Origin of the sequence: Tardiphaga sp. 709, from assembly GCF_032401055.1 — a bacterium.
Taxonomy (GTDB): domain Bacteria; phylum Pseudomonadota; class Alphaproteobacteria; order Rhizobiales; family Xanthobacteraceae; genus Tardiphaga.
Genome location: NZ_CP135529.1, coordinates 2093349 through 2119563, shown reverse-complemented (window position 1 = coordinate 2119563; position 26215 = coordinate 2093349). Strand labels below are relative to the sequence as shown.

The 26215-nt window shown below is 62.4% G+C and carries 26 protein-coding genes; 11 read left to right on the top strand and 15 right to left on the bottom strand.

What is annotated here, in order from left to right:
* Positions 1-91 precede the first annotated feature (91 nt).
* Complete coding sequence (locus tag RSO67_RS10585) at positions 92-892, top strand: MetQ/NlpA family ABC transporter substrate-binding protein (protein WP_315844219.1); 801 nt, start codon at positions 92-94, stop codon at positions 890-892.
* 70 nt (positions 893-962) lie between these two features.
* On the opposite strand, the gene RSO67_RS10580 is transcribed toward RSO67_RS10585, so the two are convergent.
* Positions 963-2330 carry an LLM class flavin-dependent oxidoreductase gene (locus RSO67_RS10580; RefSeq protein WP_315843443.1) on the bottom strand — a complete coding sequence of 456 codons (1368 nt, stop codon included), beginning with the start codon at positions 2328-2330 and terminating at the stop codon, positions 963-965.
* Positions 2331-2752: 422 nt separating this feature from the next.
* Here RSO67_RS10580 and RSO67_RS10575 point away from each other — a divergent pair, with 422 nt between their 5' ends.
* The 3 genes from RSO67_RS10575 (at position 2753) to RSO67_RS10565 (ending at position 6029) form a co-directional block, all read left to right on the top strand.
* Positions 2753-3676 (top strand): sulfurtransferase, encoded by a 924-nt coding sequence (locus tag RSO67_RS10575; RefSeq protein WP_410001881.1) that lies wholly within the window; start codon positions 2753-2755, stop codon positions 3674-3676.
* Positions 3673-4935: a YeeE/YedE family protein gene (locus RSO67_RS10570; RefSeq protein WP_315843442.1), complete on the top strand. Its 1263-nt coding sequence runs from the start codon at positions 3673-3675 to the stop codon at positions 4933-4935. Before RSO67_RS10575 ends, RSO67_RS10570 begins: the two co-directional genes overlap by 4 nt.
* A gap of 521 nt (positions 4936-5456) precedes the next feature.
* The gene (locus RSO67_RS10565) at positions 5457-6029 is read left to right on the top strand and encodes an XRE family transcriptional regulator (RefSeq protein WP_315843441.1); all 573 of its coding nucleotides are present in this window, start codon (positions 5457-5459) and stop codon (positions 6027-6029) included.
* A 73-nt stretch (positions 6030-6102) separates the two neighbouring features.
* Here the strand turns inward: RSO67_RS10565 and RSO67_RS10560 are convergent, their stop codons facing one another.
* Positions 6103-6435, bottom strand: coding sequence for a hypothetical protein (locus RSO67_RS10560; protein ID WP_315843440.1), 333 nt, complete (start codon positions 6433-6435; stop codon positions 6103-6105).
* 526 nt (positions 6436-6961) lie between these two features.
* Between RSO67_RS10560 and RSO67_RS10555 the strand changes: the two genes are divergently transcribed.
* The 6 genes from RSO67_RS10555 to RSO67_RS10530 all read left to right on the top strand — a co-directional run bounded on the left by RSO67_RS10555 (position 6962) and on the right by RSO67_RS10530 (position 12211).
* Positions 6962-7534 carry a carboxymuconolactone decarboxylase family protein gene (locus RSO67_RS10555; protein WP_315843439.1) on the top strand — a complete coding sequence of 191 codons (573 nt, stop codon included), beginning with the start codon at positions 6962-6964 and terminating at the stop codon, positions 7532-7534.
* An 18-nt stretch (positions 7535-7552) separates the two neighbouring features.
* Positions 7553-8641 (top strand): acyl-CoA dehydrogenase family protein, encoded by a 1089-nt coding sequence (locus RSO67_RS10550; RefSeq protein WP_315843438.1) that lies wholly within the window; start codon positions 7553-7555, stop codon positions 8639-8641.
* Positions 8638-9405, top strand: coding sequence for an ABC transporter ATP-binding protein (locus tag RSO67_RS10545; protein ID WP_315843437.1), 768 nt, complete (start codon positions 8638-8640; stop codon positions 9403-9405). The genes RSO67_RS10550 and RSO67_RS10545 overlap by 4 nt, the downstream gene beginning before the upstream one ends.
* A gap of 14 nt (positions 9406-9419) precedes the next feature.
* Positions 9420-10607, top strand: coding sequence for an ABC transporter substrate-binding protein (locus RSO67_RS10540; protein WP_315843436.1), 1188 nt, complete (start codon positions 9420-9422; stop codon positions 10605-10607).
* Positions 10608-10747: 140 nt separating this feature from the next.
* The gene (locus tag RSO67_RS10535; protein WP_315843435.1) at positions 10748-11479 is read left to right on the top strand and encodes an ABC transporter permease; all 732 of its coding nucleotides are present in this window, start codon (positions 10748-10750) and stop codon (positions 11477-11479) included.
* A gap of 219 nt (positions 11480-11698) precedes the next feature.
* Positions 11699-12211 carry an Lrp/AsnC family transcriptional regulator gene (locus RSO67_RS10530; protein WP_175365695.1) on the top strand — a complete coding sequence of 171 codons (513 nt, stop codon included), beginning with the start codon at positions 11699-11701 and terminating at the stop codon, positions 12209-12211.
* Between the two features lie 397 nt (positions 12212-12608).
* On the opposite strand, the gene RSO67_RS10525 is transcribed toward RSO67_RS10530, so the two are convergent.
* The 4 genes from RSO67_RS10525 to RSO67_RS10510 form a co-directional block, all read right to left on the bottom strand.
* The gene (locus RSO67_RS10525; protein ID WP_315843434.1) at positions 12609-12761 is read right to left on the bottom strand and encodes a hypothetical protein; all 153 of its coding nucleotides are present in this window, start codon (positions 12759-12761) and stop codon (positions 12609-12611) included.
* A 282-nt stretch (positions 12762-13043) separates the two neighbouring features.
* The gene (locus RSO67_RS10520) at positions 13044-13889 is read right to left on the bottom strand and encodes an ABC transporter ATP-binding protein (RefSeq protein WP_315843433.1); all 846 of its coding nucleotides are present in this window, start codon (positions 13887-13889) and stop codon (positions 13044-13046) included.
* On the bottom strand, positions 13886-14683 hold the full coding sequence (locus RSO67_RS10515; protein ID WP_410001829.1) for an ABC transporter permease: 798 nt from the start codon (positions 14681-14683) through the stop codon (positions 13886-13888). Before RSO67_RS10515 ends, RSO67_RS10520 begins: the two co-directional genes overlap by 4 nt.
* Positions 14683-16092 (bottom strand): ABC transporter substrate-binding protein, encoded by a 1410-nt coding sequence (locus tag RSO67_RS10510; RefSeq protein ID WP_315843432.1) that lies wholly within the window; start codon positions 16090-16092, stop codon positions 14683-14685. The genes RSO67_RS10515 and RSO67_RS10510 overlap by 1 nt, the downstream gene beginning before the upstream one ends.
* Positions 16093-16580: 488 nt before the next feature.
* Here RSO67_RS10510 and RSO67_RS10505 point away from each other — a divergent pair, with 488 nt between their 5' ends.
* The gene (locus tag RSO67_RS10505) at positions 16581-17273 is read left to right on the top strand and encodes a Crp/Fnr family transcriptional regulator (RefSeq protein WP_315843431.1); all 693 of its coding nucleotides are present in this window, start codon (positions 16581-16583) and stop codon (positions 17271-17273) included.
* Here RSO67_RS10505 and RSO67_RS10500 read toward each other — a convergent pair.
* The 9 genes from RSO67_RS10500 to RSO67_RS10460 all read right to left on the bottom strand — a co-directional run bounded on the left by RSO67_RS10500 (position 17270) and on the right by RSO67_RS10460 (position 26090).
* Positions 17270-18223: a HEAT repeat domain-containing protein gene (locus RSO67_RS10500; RefSeq protein WP_315843430.1), complete on the bottom strand. Its 954-nt coding sequence runs from the start codon at positions 18221-18223 to the stop codon at positions 17270-17272. The two genes, RSO67_RS10505 and RSO67_RS10500, sit on opposite strands and share 4 nt — an antisense overlap.
* Before the next feature lies 1 nt (position 18224).
* Positions 18225-18458: a ferredoxin family protein gene (locus tag RSO67_RS10495; protein WP_184517127.1), complete on the bottom strand. Its 234-nt coding sequence runs from the start codon at positions 18456-18458 to the stop codon at positions 18225-18227.
* Between the two features lie 12 nt (positions 18459-18470).
* Positions 18471-20207, bottom strand: a complete 1737-nt coding sequence (locus tag RSO67_RS10490; protein WP_315843429.1) for a fumarate reductase/succinate dehydrogenase flavoprotein subunit — start codon at positions 20205-20207, stop codon at positions 18471-18473.
* Between the two features lie 11 nt (positions 20208-20218).
* A complete protein-coding gene (locus RSO67_RS10485) occupies positions 20219-20509 on the bottom strand; it encodes a DUF971 domain-containing protein (protein ID WP_315843428.1) in 291 nt (96 codons plus the stop codon).
* 87 nt (positions 20510-20596) lie between these two features.
* The gene (locus RSO67_RS10480) at positions 20597-21421 is read right to left on the bottom strand and encodes an ABC transporter permease (RefSeq protein ID WP_315843427.1); all 825 of its coding nucleotides are present in this window, start codon (positions 21419-21421) and stop codon (positions 20597-20599) included.
* A 3-nt stretch (positions 21422-21424) separates the two neighbouring features.
* Positions 21425-22222, bottom strand: coding sequence for an ABC transporter ATP-binding protein (locus tag RSO67_RS10475; protein WP_315843426.1), 798 nt, complete (start codon positions 22220-22222; stop codon positions 21425-21427).
* A gap of 24 nt (positions 22223-22246) precedes the next feature.
* Positions 22247-23230 carry an NrtA/SsuA/CpmA family ABC transporter substrate-binding protein gene (locus RSO67_RS10470; RefSeq protein ID WP_315843425.1) on the bottom strand — a complete coding sequence of 328 codons (984 nt, stop codon included), beginning with the start codon at positions 23228-23230 and terminating at the stop codon, positions 22247-22249.
* The gene (gene atzF, locus RSO67_RS10465; protein WP_315843424.1) at positions 23227-24654 is read right to left on the bottom strand and encodes an allophanate hydrolase; all 1428 of its coding nucleotides are present in this window, start codon (positions 24652-24654) and stop codon (positions 23227-23229) included. The genes RSO67_RS10470 and atzF overlap by 4 nt, the downstream gene beginning before the upstream one ends.
* On the bottom strand, positions 24651-26090 hold the full coding sequence (locus RSO67_RS10460) for an amidase (RefSeq protein WP_315843423.1): 1440 nt from the start codon (positions 26088-26090) through the stop codon (positions 24651-24653). The genes atzF and RSO67_RS10460 overlap by 4 nt, the downstream gene beginning before the upstream one ends.
* Positions 26091-26215 lie beyond the last annotated feature (125 nt).

The window sequence follows — 26215 nt, the reverse complement described above, 5'->3', positions numbered from 1 at the left end:
GCAACGAGAGTTGCCCGCCACCATCATCGTCATCTCGCACACTCACATAAGGGACTCGTCAATGAAATCGGCTAACGTATTGCGGCTGGCCATGCTCGCTCGCACCGGCGGTGTGGCCGCATTCCTGTTCGCCGCTATTGCAGCAAGTCTACCTGTCGCAAATGCACAAGAGCCAACGACCATTCGCGTGGGTGTCACGGCCGGCCCACATGCGGAAGTGCTCGACGCAGTTAAGAAGGTGGCCGCGGAGCGCGGACTCGACATCAAGGTCGTCGAATTCACAGACTATGTGTTCCCGAACCAGGCCCTGGCCAACAAGGATCTTGAGGCCAATTCGTTTCAGCACGAGCCTTATCTGAAGAACCAGATCTCCAAGACCGGCTGGAAGCTCGTGAAGGTTGCCTACACCACGGTTTCTCCAATGGGCTTCTACGCGAAGAAGTACAAGAGCGTTGCCGATGTCCCAAATGGTGCGACGGTTGCGATTCCCAACGACCCGACCAATGGCGCGCGTTCGCTACAGATTTTGGCAGCCAATGGCGTGATCAAGCTGCGTGACCCCACCAGCGTCACCGCGGGGATCGTCGATATCGCGGAGAATCCCAAAAAACTGAAATTTGTCGAGCTCGATGCCGCGCAGCTATCGCGGTCGTTGGCCGATGTCGATGTAGCGGCGATCAACAACAACTATGCCGTCCAGGCTGGCCTCGATCCCGTGCGCGACAGCTTGATCAAGGAGCCGTTGGAAAGCCCGTGGGTCAATATCATCGCCGTGCGGGAAGAGGACAAGGGCAAGCCATGGGTGGCGAAGCTGGTCGATGCCTATCACTCAGAGCCGGTAAAACAGTTCATCCTGACGCGATTCAAAGGCGCCTATCTGCCGTCGTGGTGATGGAGGTCTGGACCGCTACGTCGTCGTGGCGGTCCTGTCGCGATTTGTGCGGGCGATCCGCCCGGAAAGTTTAGCGGCGAAACTGCGCTCCAGGATGCGTGCTGTGGAGCAACGCGCCCCGGCCAGGAAACAATTTCTCGCGCAGGGTTCCCTGGCTGTAGTCGGACTTGTACAGCCCGCGTGACTGCAGTTCCGGCACCACCAGATCGACGAATGCCTCAAGCGATTCCGGTGCGACCAGACGGACGAGATTGAAGCCATCGATATCGGTCTGTTCGGCCCAGTCGGCGAGTTCATCCGCAACATCCTGCGGTGATCCGACGACGAAAGGAGCCCGCGCACCGATCGCGCTCAGGCTGGCGAGATCGCCGACGCGCAGCGGCGTTTCGCTGCGCAGTGTGAGGTTCTCGACCATCGACTGGATCGCGTTGCTCTCGACATATTGCAGCGCCTGATCCGGGCTGTAGGTCGAGAAATCGATGCCGGTCCAGCCCGAGAGCAGCGCAAGCTGCCCTTGCTGGTCGACATAGCGGCTGTATTCCGCATGAAGATCAAAGGCCTCCGCACGGGTCGGCGCAACGATCACGGTCAGACCGGCGAACAGCCGGGTGTCGTAGGGATCGCGGCCAAAGTCTTTTGTGGCCGTCCGGATGTCGCGCACGGCCTTGGCGAGGATCGGTTTGGTCTGGCCGTTGAGAAAGATCGCCTCGGCATGTCTGGCGGCGAAGGCGCGCCCGCGCTTCGAAGCGCCAGCCTGATACAGCAATGGCGTGCGTTGCGGGGAGGGCTCGGAGAGGTGAATGCCATCGATGCGGTAATGCGGACCGTCGTGGCGGATGGTGTGAACTTTCGTTGGATCGGTGAACGTGCCGGTGGCACGATCGCGACGCACGGCGTCCTGCTCCCAGCTGCCCTCCCATAATTTGTAGGCGGCCGTGAGGAAGTCCTCGGCAACATCGTAACGATCGTCATGGGCACGGCCGGCCGTAAAGCCCATGCCGCGCGCGCCGCTGTCGAGATAGCCGGTAACGATGTTCCAGCCGATGCGGCCGCGGGTCAGGTGATCCAACGTCGAAAATCGCCGCGCGAATTGGTAGGGATGCTCCAGCGACATATTGGACGTGATGCCGAAACCGAGGTGCTTGGTGACCAGCGCCATGGCCGAGACCAGAAGCGTGGGGTCCGCATTCGGCAATTGCACGCCGTGCGATACGGCTGTGTCCGGGCTGTCACCGAACACGTCATAGACACCGAACACGTCAGCCAGAAAGACGCCGTCGAACAACCCGCGTTCGGCGATTCGCGCATAGTCGATCCAGTAATCCAGATTGTTGTAATCGATGGATGCATCGCGCGGATGAGACCAGAGCCCGGCCCAGTTATGGCTCGGCGCGGTCATGTTGAAGGCATTGAAGCGAAGCTGTCGGCCGGTGGTCATGGGAGTCCTGGTCGGGAGGCAAGCGACGCGCGGATGTAGAGCTTGAGGGGCGCTATCGCAAGACTAGCCGTCAAATACAGTTGGAATGAGGGCCGCGGTCTGCTCCCACCTCACTGGTGGCGCTATCCTGCAGCGCTCTTCAGACAGTGGGCTTGTCGCTGCGAATGCTCGTAACGAGCGCATATCACCTGCGACAGGTTGCCACGACCAGAAGGACATTCCGGGTGAGCGAGCTCGCACATTCGATCCATTCGGCGATTCCGACATTTGCGAGAAGGCCATTTTTGGCTGCGTCAGACGGTCGATTGACGCGCTGCTGGTGCAGTGAGGAGATGCATCCGAGAAATTGTCGGCTGGGGGCGACGTTCGGCAACTGATACTCAGCCCAGTGCTCTGCCCATTGATGGAGAATGATTGTGAAACTGAAATCGATTATCGCAACGACGCTGGCCATGGGCCTTGGCGCCGTCGCACTGGCGACAGCGTCATTCGCGCAGGGCAGCAGCCCGCTGGTCAACGGCGAATGGCTTGAGAAGAATCTGAACGATCCGAAGGTTCGCGTCGTCGAAGTCAGCGTTGAGCCCGGCGTCTATGAGCGCGGCCACATTCCCGGCGCCCAGAATGTGGTGTGGCACACGGACCTCGTCGATACGGTGACCCGTGACATCGCCTCGAAGGAGAAGTTCCAGGAACTGACGCGCAAGCTGGGCGTCGATCAGGACACCACCGTCGTTCTCTACGGTGACAACAACAATTGGTTCGCAGCCTGGGGTGCCTGGGTGTTCGATGTCTATGGCGTTAAGAACGTCAAGCTACTCGATGGCGGCCGCAAGAAGTGGGAGGCCGACAAGCGTCCGCTGGATACGCGCAATGCATCGGTACAGCCGGGCAAGCTGACGGTCTCCGAGCCGAACCAGAAGCTGCGTGCGCGCCTCGCCGATATTCGCGCGGCATCCGACAGCAAGAATGCGACAATTGTCGATATCCGTTCTGCCGATGAGTATTCCGGCAAGATCTTTGCACCGCCCGGTTCGCAGGAACTGACGGTGCGGGCCGGCCACGTCCCCGGCGCGCTCAACGTGCCATGGGGCCGTGCGGTTAGCGAGGATGGCACCTTCAAATCGGCTGACGAGTTGAAGAAGCTGTACGCCGCTGCCGGTATCGACGGATCGAAGCCGATCATCGTCTATTGCCGGATCGGCGAGCGCTCGAGCCACACCTGGTTCCTGCTCTCGAAGATCCTTGGCTATGACGTCAAGAACGATGACGGCTCGTGGACCGAATACGGCAACTCGGTTGGCGTCCCCGTCGTCAACGTTGCGGGTACGGTCTGGAGCGGCAAGTGACCGACGGCACATCCGTGGAGACCCTCACAGGGTCTTCACATCGCGACGAACAGGCGCCGGGCATCGACCCGGCGCTTGCTGCGTTTGCGGACCGCAAGGTTTCCGTCGCGGTCGCTCTTGCTATTGTGCTGGCAATCGGCGTGTCCGCCTATGTGCTGCACGGGCAGAGCAGTCCGGCGCTCGCCATCTCGCTGCTGTTTGGCGCGGCGTTCGGCATCGTGCTGCAACGCGCAAGGTTCTGCTTCTTCTGCATGTTTCGCGAATGGTTCGATGATCGCGCACCGCAGGGCGTGCTGGGTCTTATTGTGGCGCTGGCCGTCGGCCTGGTCGGCACGACGCTGGTGTTCGGTGCATGGCTGCCGGATGCCGGCACCGGGCGGCTGCCGCCGGATGCGTTCATCGGGCCTGTCAGCTTCGCGCTGGTGGCCGCAGGCATGGTGTTCGGCGCCGGCATGGCCATCTCCGGCTCCTGCGTCAGCGCGCATCTCTATCGGCTTGGCGAGGGATCGGCCACAGCGCCATTCGCACTCATCGGCACAATTATCGGTTTCATACTGGGCTTTATCAGCTGGAACACCGTCTATCTTGCCGCCGTTGCAGATGCATCGGTGGTGTGGCTGCCGCGGACGCTCGGCTATGCCGGGCATCTGCTGGTCGCTGGCCTGGTGCTCGGCCTGATCGCCTATGCCGTGACGCGATCGGCTCCGCAGAAGCCGGCTGAGCATGCGCGCGCACGCGACCAGGCGACCGCGATCTTCGTCGATCGCTGGCCGGCATGGATTGGTGGTGCCATCATCGGCGTGCTCGCGACCATGTCGTATCTGCGCGTCGCGCCACTCGGTGTCACCGCCGAGATCGGCAGCCGCGCGCGACAGCTTGCAGGCGCATTGGAACTTGCACCGACACGGCTGCAAGGCCTCGATGGTCTGCGCGGCTGCATCGCCGTCGTCCGCGACGCGCTGCTGTCGCCAAATGGCGCGTTCGTGCTGGGACTGGTCGCCGCATCGCTAGCCTCGGCGCTGGTGGCCGGGCAGTTCAAGCCGCAACGTCCGCGGATCGACCACGTCCTGCGCGGTCTAACGGGCGGCGTATTGCTGGGATGGGGCGCGATGACCGGCCTCGGCTGCACCGTTGGCACGCTGTTCTCCGGCATCACTGCCGGTGCGTTGTCGGGCTGGGTGTTTGGCGCGTCGCTGTTCACTGGCACGGCGGTCACGCTCTGGAGCGGTCGCCGGCTTGGCCTGTTGCCGCGCGGCTGATGCGCCGCAGCTTTTGGTTGCTGCTAGAAGAAGTCCTTCGCAGGCAGCGGCGTGCCGTTGACCTCACAGACGCCGATCGCCTGTGCCTTGTGGGTTACCGGGCTGTGCGGCCGTCTCGAGGGAGGCATGCTCCACGCCGCGTCGCGCCTAGCATAGCTTGCTGTGCAGCTGCGTCCTCCGACACGTCTGTTGTTTTATTCTCCGGCGACTTGTTTCGAGCCCCGACATCAATACCATATCGCTCAAGCTGTTGAAGATATGGAAAATTGCGTGGCAGATAGTTCAGCAAACGTAATCGATTTCAGCGCCTATCGGGCGCGCAAGACTGCAACTCGCGAGTCGAGCGCTCCGTCAGAGCAAGTCAATTTCTATCAGGGAGCGGTCTACTGGTTCTGGCCGATGATGGTCTGGATGCCAGTCCCGATGGCGGCAACCGCTTTAACAAATCGGGATGCTTTGTGAGCGACGGCAGATTGAGCCCTGTCGCTGACGACCAGCTTCACCATCTAGCTGCGCCCGACATGCCAACGGATCTTCCGGCGATTGTCGGTCGCAATGTGCGGCGCCTGCGAACCCGTCGTGGAGATTCGCTGGAGCGGCTTGCCAAGCAGTCGGGCGTAAGCCGCGCGATGCTCGGCCAGATCGAGACCGGCAAGAGTGTGCCGACGATCGGGCTGTTGTGGAAGGTCGCGAATGCGTTGAATGTCCCGTTCGCAAACCTGCTGCATTCCGAGGCGCCGCGTGGGTCGGTGGTGTTGCGGCGCTCGGAGGCGAAGCTGCTCACATCGAGCCAGGGGCAGTTCAGTTCGCGTGCTTTGTTTCCTTTTGAGGGAAATCACGACGTCGAATTTTACGAGCTCAAGATCGCAGCTCTGCATCGCGAGTCGGCGGAGGCGCATGCGCCTGGGACTCGTGAGAATCTGGTGGTCGTTAAGGGCGTGGTTGAACTTACCGTAGGATCGGAGAAGCCGCAGACCTTGGCCGAAGGCGACGCCGTCCTGTTCGAGGCGGACGTGCCGCATGTCTATCGAAACCTCGTTGCGAGCGAGGCCGTGCTCTATCTCGTCATGACCTATGCGGACATTGCGTCGTAGCAACCTGACCGCAGAAACGAAAATGGCGAGCTGACAAAGCCAGCCCGCCATCTCTGTCAGTGAAAAGTCGCGATCAGGCCGCGGTCTTCATCGGCATGCACATCATCATCATGCCGCCGCAGTTCATCATCATCGGCATACCCATCTGCATCATGCTCATCATGTTATCACAGCACTTCATGAACATGTCCTTCATGGCGGGATCCATCGGCATCATTTCGCAGGTCATGCCGTTGGCAGTCATGGTGCACTTCATCTGGCAGCCCATCATCGGCATGCCACCCATCATCATCGGGTTCATCATGCCACCGACCATCATCGGGTTCATCATGCTACCCGATATCATCGGATTCATCATGCCGCCCATCATCATAGGCATCGGCATCATCTGCATTGCTGCGTTCATTGTCAGTCTCCAATTCATTCGGCAGAAACGATCTGTCCTGCCTGCTGTTGGGAGACTAAACGTGCTGACATTAGGTTCAATTGGAGAATGTCCTGCCGTCGCGCTTTTATCCAAGAAGACGGCCGGACGGCTATCCTAATGGCGAATGTGTCCGTGATATTGGATATTCGATTGCTATAGCAGACGTCGGTATACTGTAGTCGGGTCCTTCAGCGCGATAAGACGACTGGATCGCCCCGTTGATTCGATCTGCAAATCGGGACGACGCGGCGGCGTCTGTGCGTGCAGGATTGATGCCTGTACCCGCGCGACCAAGCGCGATGCGATGCGCTTCGATGAGCAGTCGGAATGCTGCGTCAATCGCCGGATTACGGCATGTCTCTTTTAGAAATTTGGCTGACGCGATCAAGACTTCCTCTTTTTCGCCAGCGCCTTTGCATCGCAGGCGAAGTCGCTACAACTGGCGCCAGTTGATGATGATGGATGAGGCATCATTGCCCGGCATCATGCGAGCGGAGCTGCATCTATGTCCCGACTTCCGTTGCTTACCATCGAGAACGCCCCGAATGCTGCGAAGGCTGGCTTGCAGACCGCTCAGATCAATAACGGCTTTCTTCCCAACCTTGTGCGGTTGCTCGCCAATGCGCCGGCCGCGCTGGAAACCTATCAAACCGTGTCTGCCATCAATGCGAGGAGCGGTTTGAACCTCGCCGAACGCGAGGTCGTGCAGATCACGGCGGCGGTAACGCATGGATGCGGATTCTGCGTCGCCGGGCATACGGCTATCGCCTACAAAAAGGCGGGGCTTTCGGAAGCGGTCGTCGAAGCGCTGCGCGACGGCCGAAAGGTTCTGGATGATCGGCTGAATGCCGTCGCCGATTTCACCCGCGCCGTCATTCGGAGCCGCGGTGCGGTTTCCGACGCCGAGGTAAAGGCGTTTCGCGCCGCCGGCTTCACCGATGCCAATGCTCTGGAGGTCGTGCTTGGCGTCAGCCTCGCGACACTGTGTAATTTCGCCAATAATCTCGGACAACCACCGCTTAACGACGAGTTGCGTCCCTACGCCTGGACGAACGCGTCGGCAGCTGCGGCCGAATAGTCCGCCGGGCCTGTATCGATGGTGCAACTTCCAACCGAACTGAAAAGCTGGATCGCGTCCAACGCCGATGATCTCGATGAGCGAGCGGACGGCGCGGCGAGCATTCTGCCGCGGCTTGCGGACGCGGATGTGCTGCGCATCGGCGTGCCGCGCGCGCAAGGCGGCCTGGGCGGACACATCAACGATGCCGTCGGAGCGATCGCCGCTGTATCCAGCCATTCTCTGGCAGTGGGTTTCGTGTTCTGGGGGCATCGGACATTCATCGAATATCTGCTGCAGAGTCCCAACGAAAGGCTGCGGGACAGACTGCTGCCGGACCTGCTGTCGGGGCGCCGCGCGGGCGCAACCGGGCTCTCGAACGCGATGAAGTTCCTGTCGGGCGTGGAGGCGCTCCAGATCAAGGCAGCAGTGCAGGACGGCGTGCGCACCGTCACCGGAAAGCTGCCTTGGGTGACCAATCTGCGTGCGGCGGGCTTCGACGTCGCGGCAGCAGTGCAGGGCGAAGGCGGATCGACGCCGTTCGTCGCCAGCCTGTCGTCGGACAGCGCGGGGGTGAGGCGCTCGCCCGATCTGGCATTGATGGGAATGCGCGCCAGCAGCACGGCCGCTGTCGACCTCAACGGCGTTCGCGTGAGCGAAGATGACATTATCCATCCCGATGCCGGCGTGTGGCTGCCGCAGGTCCGTCCGGCATTTCTCGGTCTGCAATGCGCCATGTCCATCGGTCTTGCGAAGCGTTCGCTGGCGGAGACTGAGCTTAGGCTCAACAAGAATCGCGACGTACTTGCAGCTGACGTCGACGCGCTGTCGCGCAACCTCGATATCGCGGAAGGGCAACTGGCGGTAGGATTGCTCGATGCACGCTTCATCGCGGCGCCAGCCCCGCTTTTCCGGATTCGGCTGCAACTCGCTGCCATTGTCTCAGGGGCCGTGCAGCTTGAGCTCGCCGCGTCCGGCGGCCAGGCCTATCTGTCGGAGCCCGGCCGGTCGTTCCAGCGTCGTCTGCGCGAGGCGGCCTTTGTGCCGATCATCACGCCGAGCCTGGTGCAGCTCAAGACGGTGCTGCGCGAACACGAGCGCCGTCAGGCGATCGTCGAAACCGCATGACGCAGGCCTTGCTGCAAGCCGCGGATATCGCGCTCCGCTATTCGCTGGCGGGCGAACACGTGCTGCATGACTTCAGCCTGTCGCTTCATGCCGGTGAGACCGTCAGCATTCTGGGGCCGAGTGGGGTGGGGAAATCCAGCCTGCTGCGTGTGCTCGCAGGTCTGATGCAGCCGGCCGGCGGGACGGTACAGGTGCACGGGAAGCCGTTGAACGGCGCGCATCCACGCGTCGCGATGGCGTTTCAGGATCCGAGCCTGCTGCCGTGGCTTTCGCTGGAGCGCAACGTCGCTTTCGGTCTCGACTTCAAACATCAGCCTCAGCTATCGGCGTCCGAGCGTCGCGCGCGTGTGGATGCCGCCATCGACGAGGTTGGTCTCGGCCATGCCCGCCGCCTTTACCCGGATCAACTGTCCGGCGGCATGGCGCAACGTACAGCGCTCGCCCGCTGCCTTGCGCGCACGCCGGAAATCCTGCTGCTCGACGAACCATTCGGCGCGCTCGACGAGGTCACGCGGGAGGAGATGCAGCATCTGCTGCTTAAAGTCGTGCGCGATCACCAGACGGCGGCCGTCCTCATCACACACGACATCGACGAAGCGCTGCTGCTGTCCGACCGGATCATCCTGCTCGGCGGCGCGCCCGCGCGTCAGGTCGGCGACTGGGTGATCGAGCTACCGAAGCCGCGGGACGAATATGTCGCAGGACTCGGCGCCATCCGGATCCACATTCTTAAGGCCTTGAAAGGCACATCGCGCCGCAACTGAAATGAGGTAACCGCATGTCCATGGATCAGTTCTCGCGCCGCGAACTCATCAAACTGTCGGCGCTGTTCACCGCGGCGGGGGCGCTTCCGTTGCTGCGTGCCTATGAGGCGAGGGCGCAGGAGGCTGATGCGCCGGTACGCATCGGCTATCTCCCGATCACCGATGCCACGCCGCTGCTGGTTGCCCACGGTAAAGGTTATTTCGAAGCCGAAGGCCTCAAGGCCGAGAAGCCGGTGATGCTGCGCAGCTGGGCCCAGGTGCTGGAAGCGTTCATCTCCGGCCAGGTGAACGTTGTTCACCTGCTGTCGCCGATGACGGTGTGGGCACGTTTCGGCAGCCAGGCGCCGGCCAAGGTCGTGGCCTGGAATCATACCGGCGGCTCCGGCCTTAGCGTCGGGCCACAGATCAACAGCGTCAAGGAACTCGGCGGCAAGACCGTCGCCATTCCGTTCTGGTACTCGATCCATAATGTGGTTCTGCAGGCGCTGCTGCGGGAAAACGGTCTGACCCCGGTGAGTAAGCGCACGGGTCAACCGCAGGCCAACGAGGTCAATCTCGTCGTCATGGCGCCGGCGGATATGGTGCCCGCGCTCGCGTCCAATCAGATCGCCGGCTTTATCGTTGCCGAGCCTTTCAATGCTACGGCCGAGACGCTCGGCGTTGGCAAGATCCTGCGTTTTACCGGCGACGTCTGGAAGGATCACGCCTGCTGTGTGGTCTTCATGCATGAGCGCGATCTGCAGCAGCGGCCCGAATGGTCGCAGAAGGTCGTCAACGCGATGGTCAAGGCGCAACTCTGGACCCGCGAGAACCGCGCTGAGACCGCGGCGCTGCTGTCCAAGGAGGGTGCCCAAAAGTACACGCCGCATACGACGGCAGTGCTGGAGAAGGTTCTCTCGCCGCCCGAAGCGGATAATGCCGCCTATCTCAAATCCGGCGCGATCCGGAACGCGGCGTGGCGCGAGCGACGTATCGATTTCCAGCCCTATCCGTTTCCGAGCTATACCGAGGAGCTGGTGCGCCGGTTGAAGGATACGCTGATCGAAGGCGACCGCGCGTTCCTCGACAGGCTCGATCCCGCAACCGCGGCACGGGAGCTTGTGGATGACCGCTTCGTCAAGGCTGCGGTGACCGCAGCAGGCGGCATGGCCGCGTTCGGGCTACCGGAATCGTTCACGCGAACGGAAGTGGTCGTCGCGTGACGAGCAGCCTGGAGGCCGGCATCGCGCCGGTCCGACACGATGCGCAAAGCGGTGACGGGAGCAGGCGACGCTGGTCCATCCGCGCTGCGCGTTCGCGTTGGACTGTGCGGCTATCAACAGTCTTGCTGGGCACTAGCGGGTTGATTGTCCTGATTGTCCTGTGGTGGATCGGGACGGATCTGCTGACCCCGAAAGGGAGTTTCGTGCGTCATTTCGCGCCGGGCACAGCGTTCGCCAGTCTGCTGACGCTGCTGACGCAATCTGACCTGTCGATCCATCTGCTCGTGAGTTTGCGCCGTGTCCTGGTCGGCCTCGGGCTCGCGCTATTGATCGGTGTGCCGATTGGCCTTGCGGTGGGCCGTTCGCAACGTCTCGATGCAGCGACGTCGCCGGCGTTTCAGTTTCTGCGGATGATCTCGCCACTGTCCTGGATGCCGATTGCGGTCATGGTGTTCGGGATCGGCGATCGTCCCATCTACTTCCTGCTCGCGTTTGCAGCCGTCTGGCCGATTCTGCTGAACACCGCGGAAGGCGTGCGACGGCTTGAACCGAATTGGCTACGCCTTGCCAGCAGCCTGTCGGCGACCCGTTGGGAGACGCTGCGTCATGTCATCATTCCGGGCGTCCTGGGGCATATCCTGGCCGGATTGCGGCTCGCCATCGGCGTCGTGTGGATCGTGCTCGTGCCCTGCGAAATGCTCGGGGTGTCGGCGGGAGTGGGTTATTTCATCCTCGATACGCGCGATCGGCTCGCTTACTCCGAGTTGATGGCCATGGTGCTCATGATCGGATTGCTTGGCTTTCTTCTCGACGCGGCAGCGCGCGCGCTGATCCGGCTCGCCGCGCCCGGCCGCATGCGCGTACCGGCATGACGGCATCACACGAGATCGAAGGGTCGAACGGTTCGATCCACCATTTTTGGAAGCAAACCAGGCAGCCATCGAGGAGTTTATAAATGTCGCAGAATCCGAAAGCCATTTTGCGGGTCGTCGAAACGCCCTTGTACGACAGCCACCCAGATGGATTGTCCTTCTTTCATACCGACGCACCGGCCCTTAGCTCCGATCCTTGCGGCCATGCGGGAGGCGCGCATGACTGATGTTGATGTAACAACGCCGCCGATCGGTCGCCGTCTCGACGCCATCGATCGCAGGATTCTCACCTTGATCCAGGAGAACTCGTCACTGTCGGTTGCCGATATCGGAGATATCGTGGGGCTCTCTGCGACGCCCTGCTGGAAGCGGATCAAGCGGCTGGAGGGCGATGGAGTCATCGTCGGCAAGGTTGCCCTGGTCGATCCATCCTCGGTCGGTCTGGATATGACAATATTTCTCGATGTCCAGAGCGACGATCATTCGGAGGCTTGGCTCAGGAAATTCTCGTCGGTCGTCAAGGATATGCCGGAAGTGGTCGCTTGCTATCGCATGGCGGGAGACGTGGACTACTGCCTTCGCATCGTCGTCAGCGATGCATCCGAATTCGAGGAATTCCATCGTCAGCTCAACGCACTGGTACGGATCAAGTCGACGCGGCCGCATTATGTGGTCAAGACGTTGAAGTCGTCGACTTCGCTGCCCATCGCACCCGAGCCGGCTCAACGCTGACACGTTATTAGCGTTCGAAAGGTTGATGGCGCGCGCAGCTCAAAGGAGACGCTGGGGGCCGCTCATGTGGTCGGCAAGGTAAGGGCCGGCGCTGCCACGGTGCTATCACCAACCTGGTGTTCATCCTGCCAAAGACGGATGACAACGAGGCTGCGCGTCAAAATGAGGCCGCTATTGCGCCCATGAGATCATATGCGCGCCGCATGCCGTAAACTGCCACGAACAGGAATGCGGGGATGAGGCCCGGCAACAAAGCCGTCCAGCCCGAGAATGACTGCCGCAAAATCGGCGGGTGGTCGCTCATCCCAATTGCTCCTCTGGATCACCTGCAGTAGCATCGATCCGAATGTTGCCTGCCAGCCAAGCACGCAGGATCCCGGGGTACGCGACGTCGGCACTAGAACGGGCGCACCGAAGCCGCGCCGAATACGATGGCGGCGATCAACGCGAGAGAGCTGTAGACGGCGACGATGTGAAACCTTACCGCGACACGGTTCGACGACGAACGGGCACGAAGATGCAAGCGGGCTTCGGCTGATAGATCTCGCACGGTCTTTCTCCAATCGATCATCTATCTATTTCAAGGCAGGTTGCTTCCGCGTTCAAGCGGGCAGAGAAAATAGCGATACGCGCTCTGTCTGTGGTGCAGTCAGCGGTTCAGAATTCTCCGCGCTGCCGGTTCCGGACAGTTTTATTCGCCTTCCTTGCGCATGCTTAGAGGCGGCATCTCGGCACAGAGACCGTGCGGCTCGGTACGGTGGCCAATTAGCGCTCCGCAGGGGATAGTCGAATTCAGCGGGGGCGGCCTTGCGCGCCGAGAGCCGCTCGCCAACTAATTCGGCGCCAATGCGTGTTCGCTCTGGTGTTCAGACAGCGCAGTAGACTGTTGATCCGGACGGAGAAGCAGAAGCAGGTGCCGCTTCAGACGCGCGAATTCAATCTCGGTGACAATATCAGCTGGCCGTGGACGCGCGAATGGCACTCGCAGATCCTCGACGATCCGCCCAGGGCGCCGGCTCATCACGATCACGCGGTCGGCGAGAAACAGCGCCTCCTCGATATCATGCGTGACGAAGATCAGCGTGGTGGGACGTTCGGTCCAGATGTCGAGCAGCAACTCATGCATCATCGATCGGGTCTGGGCATCGAGCGCGCTAAACGGCTCGTCCATCAAAAGTACGCGCGGCTGGTTGATGAGTACGCGCGCGATCTCGACACGCTGCTGCATGCCGCCTGACAACTGTGACGGATAAAACTCCTCGAAGCCGGATAGCCCGACCAGTGCGAGCAATTCGTCCGCGAGCTGTCGCCGCGCAACCTTGCCGACGCCGCGCATCTTCGGCCCGAAGCAGACATTCTCACGTACCTTTTTCCAAGGGAACAGGGTGTGCTGCTGGAACACGATGCCGCGATCCGGGCTCGGGCCGGTAATCGCCTGTCCGTCCACGGTAAGGCTACCGCTGGTATTTGCTACGTGTCCCGCCAACGCGCCGAGCAGGGTGGACTTGCCGCAGCCCGACGGCCCCAGGATGCAGACGAACTCGCCGGGCGCGACAGAGATGTCGAGACCGGCGACCGCTTCGAAGGCATCGTTGCCATGACCAAGCGATATGGATGCATCCTCGATCGCAATTCGCCCGAGGCCGACGCCGTGGCCGTTAACCCGCGGTGCCTTCATCGCGCCACCATCGGGCTTCGCCAGGGCATCAGGACATGTCCAAGCGTCGTCAGCAGCCAGCTGCTGCCCATGCCGAACAATCCGATCACCAGCATGCCAACGATGATGTCAGCGTAATTCTGCAAGGTGTAGGATTCCCACGTATAATAGCCGATGCCAAACTGGCCCGAGATCATCTCCGCCGTCACCAGGCAGAACCATGATGTTCCCATGCCGATGGCAAGGCCGGTGACGATACTGGGGGCTGCGCCCGGCAACACGATCTCGCGCAGGATGGCGGCGCGGCTGCCACCGAGGCTGCGCGCCGAAGCGACCAGGCGGCGATCCACATTGGCAACGCCGTGAATGGTATTGAGCACGATGGGAAACAGCGCGCCGATGAAAGTGATGAAGATCATCGACAGTTCCGAGGATGGAAACATCAGGATCGACAACGGGATCCAGGCGACCGCCGGAATAGGGCGCAGCAGTTCCAGCGGTGGCAGCAGCACGTCGCTCGCCGCGCGCGACCGGCCGATGGCAAAGCCAAGCAGAATCCCCAAGAGTGCCGCGACCCCGTAGCCGGCAAAGACGCGTCCGAGGCTGCTGCCGAGATGCGCCAGCAGCTTGGGCGACTGCAGCAGCACAATCAGCGACTGCAGGACCTCGGTCGGCGGCGGTACGTTACGAAAGGTGACGATCCCGAGATTGAGGCGCAGAGTGGACGCCACCTGCCAGAACGCAATGCAGGCCAGGATCGATCCCACCTGCACCAGCAGGCGGCCCACATGCATGCCCCCTGATCCCGTCGCCATCAGCGGCTCACCACTACGGCTTCACGCGCGCCGGCGAAATCGACCACCTGGCCGCCCTTGGCCGAGGCCCATTTTTCGGCGGCGCCGCGCGACAGGAAGGCGCCGAGTTCGCCATTGGCCGCGCGAACGAACCAGGCCTGCTGCGCGAACAGCTTGATGCCACTTTCTCGGTCCTGCGCGTAGACGACCCGTGCGCTCTTGCCGTCCTTTTCCAGCGCTGCCAGCGCCTTCAGGGCGTTCTCGGGCGATGCATAGTGCCGCACCAACGGTTCGTCCTTGACCCAGATCTGCGCGACCCGGCTGACATCCGTGATTTCGGCACCGGTCAGGGCGTCCTTCGCCTTCAGCGTGAGCTGGGCGTAATCCTTCAGCTCCGCGTCATAGTCACGCCCGGCTTTGACGAAGGCCGCGCGGATGTATTTGTCGGTGACGAACTTGTCGATATCGAGATCGCCGTCGGCGCGCTTGAGTAGCTTCAGCGTATCGATGGAGGTCTGGACCGCCTGGCGATATTCAGGCTTCCAGGTCAGGCCGCGCGTCTGCAGGCCGAGCGGGCCGTGGAACAGATAGTTCACCTCGGCCTCGATGCCGGTCACCTTGGTGATCAGTTCGCTGTATTTTTCCGGCTCGGCAGCGAATAGGCGATCCGCCTCTAGGCTGGCGCTCAGATAGGCCTGCACGATCTCCGGATACTTGTCGGCATATTCGCTATCGACCAGCGCGCCGTGGAAGGTCGGCGCATCCGCCTGCGAGCCGTCGAAGATCTTGCGGGCGAAGCCGCGCCACGGGAACAGTTCGGCGAACGGCACGAAATCGGCATGAGCCTCGATCTTGTTGGCCTGCAGCGCGGGCCCTGCGACTTCCGGCGCCTGGGTGATGATGTTGACGTCGGTTTCGGGATTCCAGCCTTGCGCCTTGATCGCCCGCAGCAGCATGCCATGCGACGTCGACGCAAACGGCACCGAGATGGTCTTGCCCTTCAGGTCGGCGATCGATTGCGCGGGCGAACTGGTCGGAACAACGATGCCATTGCCGCTCCCCTTGGTGCTGCCGGACAGTGTGGTGATGAAGAGGCTGCGGCGGCCGGCTTTCTGGAATGCGACGCCGTTGAGCGAGCCCGGGAAATCCGCCATCGCACCGAAATCGAGCTTGGCGGCCACCATCTCGTTGGTGAGCGGCGCCCCGCTGGTGAAGTTCTTCCACTGGATGTCGTAGGTGACGTCCTTGTACTTGCCGTCGCGGGGCAGATACTTCTCGAGCAGCTTGAGCTCGCGCACGATCAGCCCGCCGGTGGCGCAATTGATCGTCGTGTCCTGCGTACCCAACGCGACGCGAATGGTCTCGGCGCTCGCCGTTCCGGCCCACGCCATCGTAAAGGCCGCGATAATCCCCAATCCAAATCGTTTCATGGCATGTCCCCTTGTTATCCGAGTGATCGGATGCGCTCCGGCCAGATGTTGAACCGGCGCACGATGCCGCTGAAGCAATTAGTTGCGATGCGTGTCGGCGTCGCAGGCGAGCGAACATGACGCGGCGTTACGCCCGCGAGGGTCATCGAAAAATATCTTGCAGGAGTTCGCTGCATTGCAGACGAATTCTCTCGTGCTTCGTCGATCCGCGCATCAGGTGTTTCAAGTCGATCTGGAGATGCTCAAAAGAGTGGACTTCCTCTGCGCCGCACCATTAGCCTTGCTTCACGACCTTCAGCACAAGTGACAATGCGATGACCAGCCTGAAAGCGCTTTCGGACTCTCGTGAGGCGTATCTTCCCGCAACCGCCGTGACCTTGCGTGGCGGGCACGCATGCCGGACATCACCGTCATCTGCGGGCGTTGCATCCGGTCGCTCGATCACAACCGCGCCGGCTCTGCGGCAGAGCGATCTGTCGGCGCTGTTCATGAGCGAGACGATCGATGACCTGAACGATGGCGCCCATTTTCTCGATCGCCTCACGGTAGAGGAGCGCGCGCAGATCCGCGAGAACGGACGCCAGTTCACGGTGAGGCAAGGCGAGGCGATCTTCAGCCAGGGCGCGCATCATCAGGGAATTTTTATCATCGAGCGCGGCCAGGTCCGGGTGTTCTACACCGCCCCGACTGGGCGCGAGATCACCCTGGCTTATTGGACGCCGGGCCACTTCATCGGTGGTCCGGCGATTTCCGGTGGCGGTACTCATATGTGGTCCGGCGTCGCCATTGAGGATTGCGATATCACGCATCTCTCCAGCACCACACTGCAGGCGCTGCTGCTGCGCATGCCCACTTTCGCGCTGGCGCTGATCGACGGGCTGGTCGCCAAGGGCAAATGCTATTCGTCGATGGCGCAGATGCTGGGCACGCGGTCGGTGATCGAGCGCCTCGCGCAATACATCCTGAACCTCTCGGAGCTCTACGGCGTGGCCGATGGTGACGCGGTCGTGATCAACCGTAAGGTGACGCACGACCAGATCGCGGCGATGGTAGGCTCGACCCGGCAATGGGTCACGATGATGCTGAAGCGGTTCCACGCCAAGCGCATCGTCTCCATCGATGGCGGCGTTATCCGTATCCACCGCCTCGACCAGCTTGAACAGATCCTGCTGAAGGATTAGCGCTCAAGCAATCGGCCGAGCGCCCAGACGACGGTCTTGCGCACGTCCGGATCGGGATCGGCGGCATGCGCAGCGAGCGATGCCTGCGCGCTGATATCGCCGATGTCGCCCAGAGCCGCAGCTGCTTCTTTGCGCAACGAGGGTAGGGGGTCATCCAGAATACCGAGAATGGCTGGGACTGCATCCCGCGCCTTCAGCTTGCCGAGGCATTGCAGCGCCTTCTGGCGCACCTGCCAGAACGTGTCACCGAGCGCGCCTCTCACGGCCGCGGCAGCCGAAGTCTCGCCGATCCGGCCGAGCGTTTCCGCCGCGGCGGCGCGCACCTGCCAGGCGTCGTCGGCCAGCGCGGCCGAAGCCGCCTGCGCAGCAACCGCATTGCGGGCAAAGGACAGCGCGTTGACCGCAGCGAGCCGCACCTGCGCATCGGCATCACGCGCCGCACTGATCAGCGACGGCAGGGTCTCGTTGCTCTTGAGATAGCCGATGACGCCGACTGCCTGCACGCGCACGGCAGCATCGGCGTCCTGCAGTGCCGAGATAGCCGGGCCAAGGGCGATCGCACTCCGCAGCTCCTTCAGTGCTCGAAATATAGCTTCGCGAACAAAGGCTGACTGGTGCGACACCAGCGGCAGCAGGGCTGCATCGGCCGCGGTATCGCGCAGTTCGGCGAGGCTCTCCGCGGCGGCCGATGCGACGTCACGGTCCGCATCCGTCACGCCGCGCACCAGCGCCTGCGCGACCGAAAGCCCATCAAACTCGCCGAGCGCACGCGCCGCCTGCAGCCTGACCTCGGGTGCCGTGTCGCTGATGGCCGCGACCAGATGCGGCACGGCCTCGTCACTTGCCGTCTCGGCGATCTCGATCACCGTGAGGCGGCGTACCGAGGCATCAGGACTCCGCAGATTTTCTGCGATCTCGGCGACGTCGCTGAAGGATTCGAATGCGGACATGTCAGCGCAACAGATAGGGAATGTTGACGGTCACCGCCCCGGTCGGGCAATCGGTCTCGCATGGCATGCAGTACCAGCACTCGTCATACTTCATATAGGCCTTGCCGGTGAGGTCGCTGATCCGCAGCACGTCCAGCGGACAGACATCGACGCAGACCGTGCAGCCCTTGTCGGCGATGCATTTGGCATCGTCCACGACGACGGGCACGGTGGTGGGTGCATAGGCAATGGGCATGGCGGCTCCGTATCAGGCGTGCTGGCGTATGCGCTGGCGATCATAGGCGTCGCGTTCGCTCTCATCGATCGGGACGAGATAGGGCTCGACGGCACGCTTCTCGGCAGTCATGCGGCCGTCGCGCTTGCTGAGGATGCTGTGGCAGAACCAGTCCTCGTCGTTCTTCTCGGGATAATCGACGCGGTTGTGATAGAGGCCCCAGCGACTTTCGGTGCGGAACAATGAGGCGTAAGCTGCCATGTCGGCGCAGTCGAGGATCGACGACACTTCCAGCGCGCGCATCAGCTCGTGCGAGTCGCGGACCACCATCGCATTGTCGAGATCGTCGCGCACTTCCGCCAGGCGCGCCTGGCCGATCTGCATCTTGGCTGTGACCTTCGGCGGCTGCAGGTAATCATTCACGAGGCGGCGCGCCTTGTATTCGAGCTGGTTCGGCGGAATGCCGTCGTCACGCCGCGTCGGCGCGAGAACGCGCTCCTGCTCACGCACCACATCGTCGCGGTCATAATCGGGGAGATCGACCTCGGCGGCGAAATCCACCGAATGTTCGCCGGCAACCGCGCCATTGGTGAAGGCACCGAGCATGTAGTTATGCGGCACGCTCGCCATGTCGCCCGCCGAATAAAGACCCGTGACGGTGGTACGGGCGAATTCGTCGACGAACACGCCCGAGGCGCTATGGCCCGAACACAGGCCGATCTCGGAGATATGCATCTCGATCATTTTCTCGCGATAATTCGTGCCGCGATTTTCGTGGAAGCGTCCGCGCGAGGGCCGCTCGACCTTGTGGAGCACCGCTTCGATCTGGCCGACGGTGTCGCTGTGCAGGTGGTTGAGCTTGAGGAACACCGGCCCCTTGCCCGACTGCAGTTCGTTGTAGAACTCCTGCATCATCTGGCCGGACCAGTAGTCGCATTCGATGAAGCGGTTGCCCTCGCTGTTCGCCGTATAGGCGCCGAACGGACCGGCCACATAGGCGCAGGCCGGGCCGTTGTAGTCCTTGATCAGCGGGTTGATCTGGTAGCACTCGATATTCGCGAGCCCGGCGCCGGCATGATAGGCCATCGCATAGCCATCGCCCGAATTGGTCGCATTCTCGTAGGTGCCCCAGAGATAACCGGACTGCGGCAGGCCGAGACGGCCGGCGGCGCCGGTGCAGAGGATCACGGTCTTGGCGCGCAGCACCAGGAATTCTGCGCTACGCGTATTGACGGCGATGACGCCGGCAATGCGGCCGTCCTTTGCCGTCAACAGCCGCGTCGCCATGTAGCGGTTCGAGATCAGCACCTTTTCGCGGCGCAGTTGGCGATACAGCGCCTTCTTGACCGTCTCGCCATTCGGCATCGGCAGCACATAGGAGCCGAGATGGTGAACCTTCTTGACGTCGAAATCGCCATTCTCGGTCTTCTGGAACTTGATGCCGAAACTGTCCAGTTCCTGGATGACGTCGAAGCAACGCGAAGCATATTTGTAGACGGGCGCCTGATCGCAGATGCCGTCATTGGCGATGGTGATTTCCTTGGTGTACTGTTCCGGCGTTGCAAAGCCCGGCACTACCGCATTGTTGAGCCCGTCCATTCCCATCGCGATGGCGCCCGACCGCTTGACGTTGGCCTTTTCGAGCAATACCACGCGCGCCTTGGGATTGCGGCGCTTGGCCTTGTAGGCAGCCATCGGGCCGGCGGTGCCGCCGCCGATCACCAGCACGTCGCATTCGATTTCTGACAGGCCTTGCTTGATCTCATCCATCGCCTGTTTCCTTACGCTGCCTGGCCGGCGAGTTGGCGCAGATACACCCACGGATAGATGCCGCGATCGTGCCCGTCGGAGAAGAATAGCCGCAGCGCATAATTTCCGATCGGCTCGACGCCCTGCACGCGAAGTGCCGGCGGCAGCGTTAACGCCACCCCCTCGGCTTGGCGCCGGATCTCGCTCGCCGCCCGGCTGGCCTGGCGCAGGGTCACTGCATCCAGGCGACTGGTTTCGCCGTCGTCCCAGGTGACGGCGAGAACGGTGTGGTCTTCGATCAATGTGACGTCGGTCGGCTGCATGTGGAATCTCCAGCTTTGCATCGATCTGTAACCGCCGGTCGCGGACACGGCTCGCAATAAATTGCTTTCTGCGCGGCGTCGGGCAGATCAGGCGGCTGGTTCCGCCAGTTTGCGCTCTTTCCTGTTCCCGGCCGCCCCGCGCAGCGACTTCTCAGCCCCATACCAGGGCAGCAGGCGGCGTACGGCGCCTTCGAACAGGAAATCTGCAACCACACCCATGATGCCGAGCACAATCAGGCCAACGAACATGTAGTCGACGCGAAACACCTGCTGCGACATCTGGATGAGGTAGCCGACGCCGAATGCAGCGCCGGCGAGTTCGGAGGCGACCAGCAGCACCAGCGCGACCGACAGGCTGACACGCAGGCCGGCGATGATGAAGGGCAGGGCACCGGGAATGACGACAAAGGCGAATTTGCGCCAGCCGCGCGCCCCGAGGCTCGCCGCGGCGCGGCCGAGCAGCGGATTGGTGTCGCGCACCCCGAGATAGGTATTGACCCAGACAGGGAAGAACACACCCCAGGCGATCAGGAACACCTTGGACAGTTCGCCGATGCCAAACCAGAAAATCGCGAGCGGCACGAAGGCCAGTGCGGGAATGGCGCGAAACATCTGCACGAGAGGGTTGATGGTTGCGTTCAGCAGCGGCAGTTGCGCCATCGCGACGCCGACTACAATAGCGAGGAGCGAGCCGACAACGAAACCGAGCAGCGAGCGCCACAGGCTGGCGCCGAGATGGCGTAGCAATTCGCCGGATGCCAGCAGCTCCCACCCCGACAGCACGATGGTGGTTGGCGCGGGCAGCATGATGTTGTTGACGAGGCCGCTGCGGCTGATCGCCTCCCAGATCGCGAAGAAGCCGACGGTGCCGAACGCGCTTGCGACGGTGTTTCGCTTCAGCTTGAATGCCATCGCCTATTCTGCCGTATCGAGACCGATGGCGCGGGCCACATGGTCGTAGAGTTCGTTGAAGGCTGGCGAGGTGCGCCGTCGCGGCCGTTCGAAATTGACGGCGATATCCTCGACCACGCGGCCGGGATTCGGTGACATCACGATCAGCCGGGTGCCGAGCACCAGCGCTTCGGCGATGTTGTGCGTGACGAATAGGATCGTCTGCGCGCTCTGCTGCTGCAGGTCGATCAGCCTTGTCTGCAGCGAAGCCCTAGTCATGGCATCCAGCGCGGCAAACGGCTCGTCCATCAGCAGCAGTGCCGGCCGCGTTGCCAGCGCGCGGGCGATCGCTATCCGCTGCTTCATGCCGCCGGACAGTTCGAACGGATATTTGTCGCCGGCTTCCGGCAGTCCGACCTGGCGAAGCAGATCGCTGGCGACGGCCTCGCGTTCCGCGGCCGGGCGCCCGGCCATGCGCAGGCCGAAACCCACATTGGCCTTCGCGGTCAACCATGGAAACAGCGAGTAGTCCTGGAACACGACGCCGCGCTCGGGGCTCGGCCCGGCGATCGCATGGTCGTTGATCAGCACCTCGCCATGCGACGGTTGCACGAATCCGGCGAGGATATTGAGCAGCGTGGTCTTGCCGCAACCGCTCGGGCCCAGAACGCAGACGAATTCGCCGGGCTGGATGGTCAGCGACACCTGGTCGAGCGCGACCGTGCGGCCGCGCCCGGAGTCATAGACATGTCCGAGATCGTGACAGGCGATCAGCGGTCGCTGGACCGCGGATGCCGTGGAAACGTCCACTCTCACATTCATGCGACGACTCCGGTGACGCCGTTTCTATTTCTCACGCGCCTTGTCGAGCAGCGAGCCGACTACGACGGTGTTAAAGTCCGGCACCTTGACGTCCGGCCGCACCAGCTTGTTGTCGATCGCCCATTTCGCCTGCGTCTGCAGTTCGGCGACGAGATCCGCGCGTTCGAGATCGATACTGAAGCGGGTGCGCGGCAGGAAGTTGCGGACGATCTCCGGGTCGACCTTGATGCGCTCGGCGATCAGCGCTGCTGCGGCATTCGGATCCTTCTTGATGAGGTCGTTGGCATCGATCAGCGACTTCAGCACCTTCACGAGCAGGTCGGGATTCTTGTCGATGGTCGATTGCAGCGCGATCACGGTAGAAAATCCGACGTAGAGTCCGGGCGAGCGGATCGCATGGACCTTGTCGCCGCCCTGCCTGAGCGCCAGCGAGATATGCGGTTCGGTCCAGATGAAGCCGTCGACCGCCCCGTTCGACAGGCTGGTGACGAAATCGCCGGGATTGAGGCTGACGGCGGTGATGTCCGCAAAAGTCAGGTTCGCTTCCCTCAGAAGCTTCGATAGGTAGTAGTGCGCGTTGGTGCCTTGCGAATAGCCGATCTTGCGGCCCTTGATATCCTTGATCGTCTTGATGTCCTTGACGGCGACAAGGTCGAAGGATTCCTGGCGATTCAGCGTGGCGATGATGCGCACCGGCAGGCCGTTGAGATTCGCGAACAGCACCGGCGTTTCGGCTGCGGTCGCCACCACTACGCCGCCGCCGACCAGCGCGTCGAGTGCGAGGCGGCCGCTGGCGAAGATCGTGGTTTTGGGCGTGAGGCCCTGCTTGTCCCAGGTCTTGGCCTGATCGGCGACGAAGAACTGGCCCCAGCCCATGGAGAGGCCGGCGCCGATCGTCACATCCTCCGCGCGCGCCGTCGCAGCCGAGGCAACGAATGCCGCGCCCAGCACCAACGCGGTGCGGGCCAATCGCCTGGCATGGCTGAAAAACTGTTCTGAATTCGTCACGTCACAAGCTCCTTGTTGAGAATGGGGGGCGCGATGCCAAGACCGCGCGTACCGAGCGGCAGTCCGGAATGCTGGTGAAATCGGCCGGCCAGCCGTGCGAGGCTGCGGTCGGACAGAGCCGGGCCGATCAGCGTCACGCCTTGGGGCAGGCCGTTCGGTAGGAAGCCCGAGGGCACGGCGACCGCAGCGAGATCGGCCAGATTGACGAATGTGGTGTAGGTGCCGATACGGGCATTGAGGGCGATGGGATCGGCTGCGATCTCGCCGATCCTGTAGGTAGTGGGCGTCGTTGGCACGAAGAGAATGTCGATGTCGCGCCACCCGGCGTCGATTTTCTGCTTCAGTTCGGCGAGACGCTGCTGACCAGCAAAGACCTGCGCGCCCGTGATCTGCGCACCGCCCAGCAGGATGTCGCGGGTGATCGGGAACACGGCATCGATGTCGCGGTCGAGAAACGGCTTCAGCGCGCCGTAGCGATCAGCGAGCCATGGACCGAGGAACAACATGTCGTTGATTTCGCGAAACGGCGCGAAGTCGATCTCGACGCGCACGCCGCCGATCGCTGTGAGGCGCGCGACGGCGGCATCGAACAGTGCGGCCGCCGCTGTGTCGCCGAAGAACTCAAGCCATGGCGCCGCGGGTACGCCGAAGCGGAACGACGGCCATGCGTCCGCTTCGCGTAGCGTCAGCGGTCGCGCGAACGGGTCTTCGGGATCATGCGCGCGGATAACGTCGAAGCCAGCCTGCGCGTCGGCGACGGTGAGCGCGAACACCGAGATCGTTTCGATGGAGCGACAGGCCGGCACCGTGCCGACACCGCTGATGAGGCCGCGCGTCGGCTTGAGACCGACCACGTTGGTGAGCGCGGCGGGCACGCGACCCGAACCGCCGGTGTCGGTGCCGAGCGCCAGGCTGACGAGGCCGGCCGCGACCGAGACGGCGGCACCCGAACTCGATCCGCCCGGAATGTAGTCGGCATCGAACGGGTTGCGTGCCACGCCATAGGGCGAGCGGACGCCCACAAGCCCGGTGGCGAACTGATCCATATTGGTCTTGCCGATCAGGATCGCCCCGGCCGCCAGCAGCCGCGCAACCGCAGGATTATGCCGGGTGGGGACATAGGAATAGCCGGGGCACGCCGATGTCGTAGGAAGCCCGGCGACATCGATGCAGTCCTTCACGCTGAACGGCACACCCCAGAGCGATGCGGCCGCGCGATCGGAGGTCGACTGTCCTTCGAGCTCACGCGCACGGGCGAAAATCGCGTCGCGTCCGATATGCCAGATCCAGACGCCATCATCCCCGCGCGCTGTGATTGTGTCGAGGATCGACTCCACCACTCGCGAAGGTGTGAGTGATCCATCCGCATAGGCGGCCGAAAGCTTCGGCAGATCGAGTTCGATTTCAGATGCAGGGTAGCTCACGTGGGATCCTTCGGTGTTGCGAAAGGCCGCGCGATCTCGAATGCCCGCGCTGCGCGCAGTACCTTCGCATCATCAAATTTCGCACCGATCAGTTGCAGGCCGACCGGCAGACCCGCCGCGGTCAGTCCGGCCGGAATCGATGCCGCTGGCTGCTGCGTCAGATTGAACGGATAGGTGAAGGGCGAGCGAATGGGCCGCGCGGCAAGATCGGCCTGCGATGCATCGATGGCTGAAGCAGGAAATGCCGTGGACGGCGTGATCAACAGATCCCAGGACTGATGGAAGCGACTGAAGTGCCGACCCAGCGCCTCGCGCCGATCGATGGCCTTCACGTAGGACACGACGTCGATCGCGCGGCCCTGTTCGGCTGCGGCCAGCAGGCCGGCCTCGCTGAGATTGCGCCGTTCCGGGGCGAAGCTATCCACCAGTTTCGCGGCACCGGCCTGCCAGAAAGTCAGGAAGATGGGCAGCGGATCCTCGATGCCGGGATCGACGCGCTCGACGATGGCGCCGAGATCGACGAATACCTCGACTGCTTTCTCGACGATGGCTGCGACTTCGGGATCGACCGTCGCGTAGCCGAGGGCGGGGCTATAAGCGATACGCAAACCCTTGACGCCATCCTCGATCCCGCTTTGCCACGATCCATTCTGGGGCGGCAGCGCGTTCCAGTCGCGCAGGTCAGGCCGCGCGATGACGTCGAGCAGCAGCGCGGCATCACGCACCGACCGGGTGAGGGGGGTGACGTGAAACAGCGTGCCGTTCTGCGACGGCGGATAGACAGGTACACGGCCATAGGTCTGCTTGAATCCGAATGCGCCGCTATGCGCGGCGGGAAGCCGCGTCGAGCCACCGCCATCGGTCGCTACGTGCAGCGGGCCGAAGCCGATCGCCGCCGCTGCGCCCGAACCGCCGCTGCTGCCACCCGGCGTATGCGCCGTGTTCCAGGGATTGCGGGTGATGCCGGTCAGCGGGCTGTCACCGAGCCCCTTCCAGCCGAATTCGGAAGTGGTGGTCTTGCCGAGCACGACCGCGCCGTGCTCGCGCAGGCGCGCGGTCGCCGGTGAATCTTCGTTCCATTCCTGGTTCGGATCGACCGCACGGCTGCCGCGCAGCGTTGGCCACCCCTTCGCCAGGATCAGGTCTTTCAGCGCAATTGGAACGCCGTCGATCAGACCTGCGGGTTCACCGCGGTGCCAACGTTGTTCAGATTTTTCAGCGGATGCGAGTGCAGAGGCTGCGTCAAGCAACGCAAATGCATTGATTTTCGGCTCCAGCCGTTGAATGCGATCGAGAATTGCGCGCGTGACTTCGACAGGTGACAGTTTTCGCTGATGGTAAAGCTCAACAAGTTCGACAGCGGAAAGAAATGCGACGTCTGCGCCGCTCGTTGCGTCCGATACATTCGCCTGACCAGCAGTGCTCTGGATTGCCATGCCTCATCCCCTTGTGTGCTTGACAAGACAATGGGTAGGCGTCGCGACATCCCCCTTGCAGCAATTAATTGCCGAATAGAGCTGCGAAGCGATATTCGAACTGCGGCGCCTGTCGTGCGCAGTTT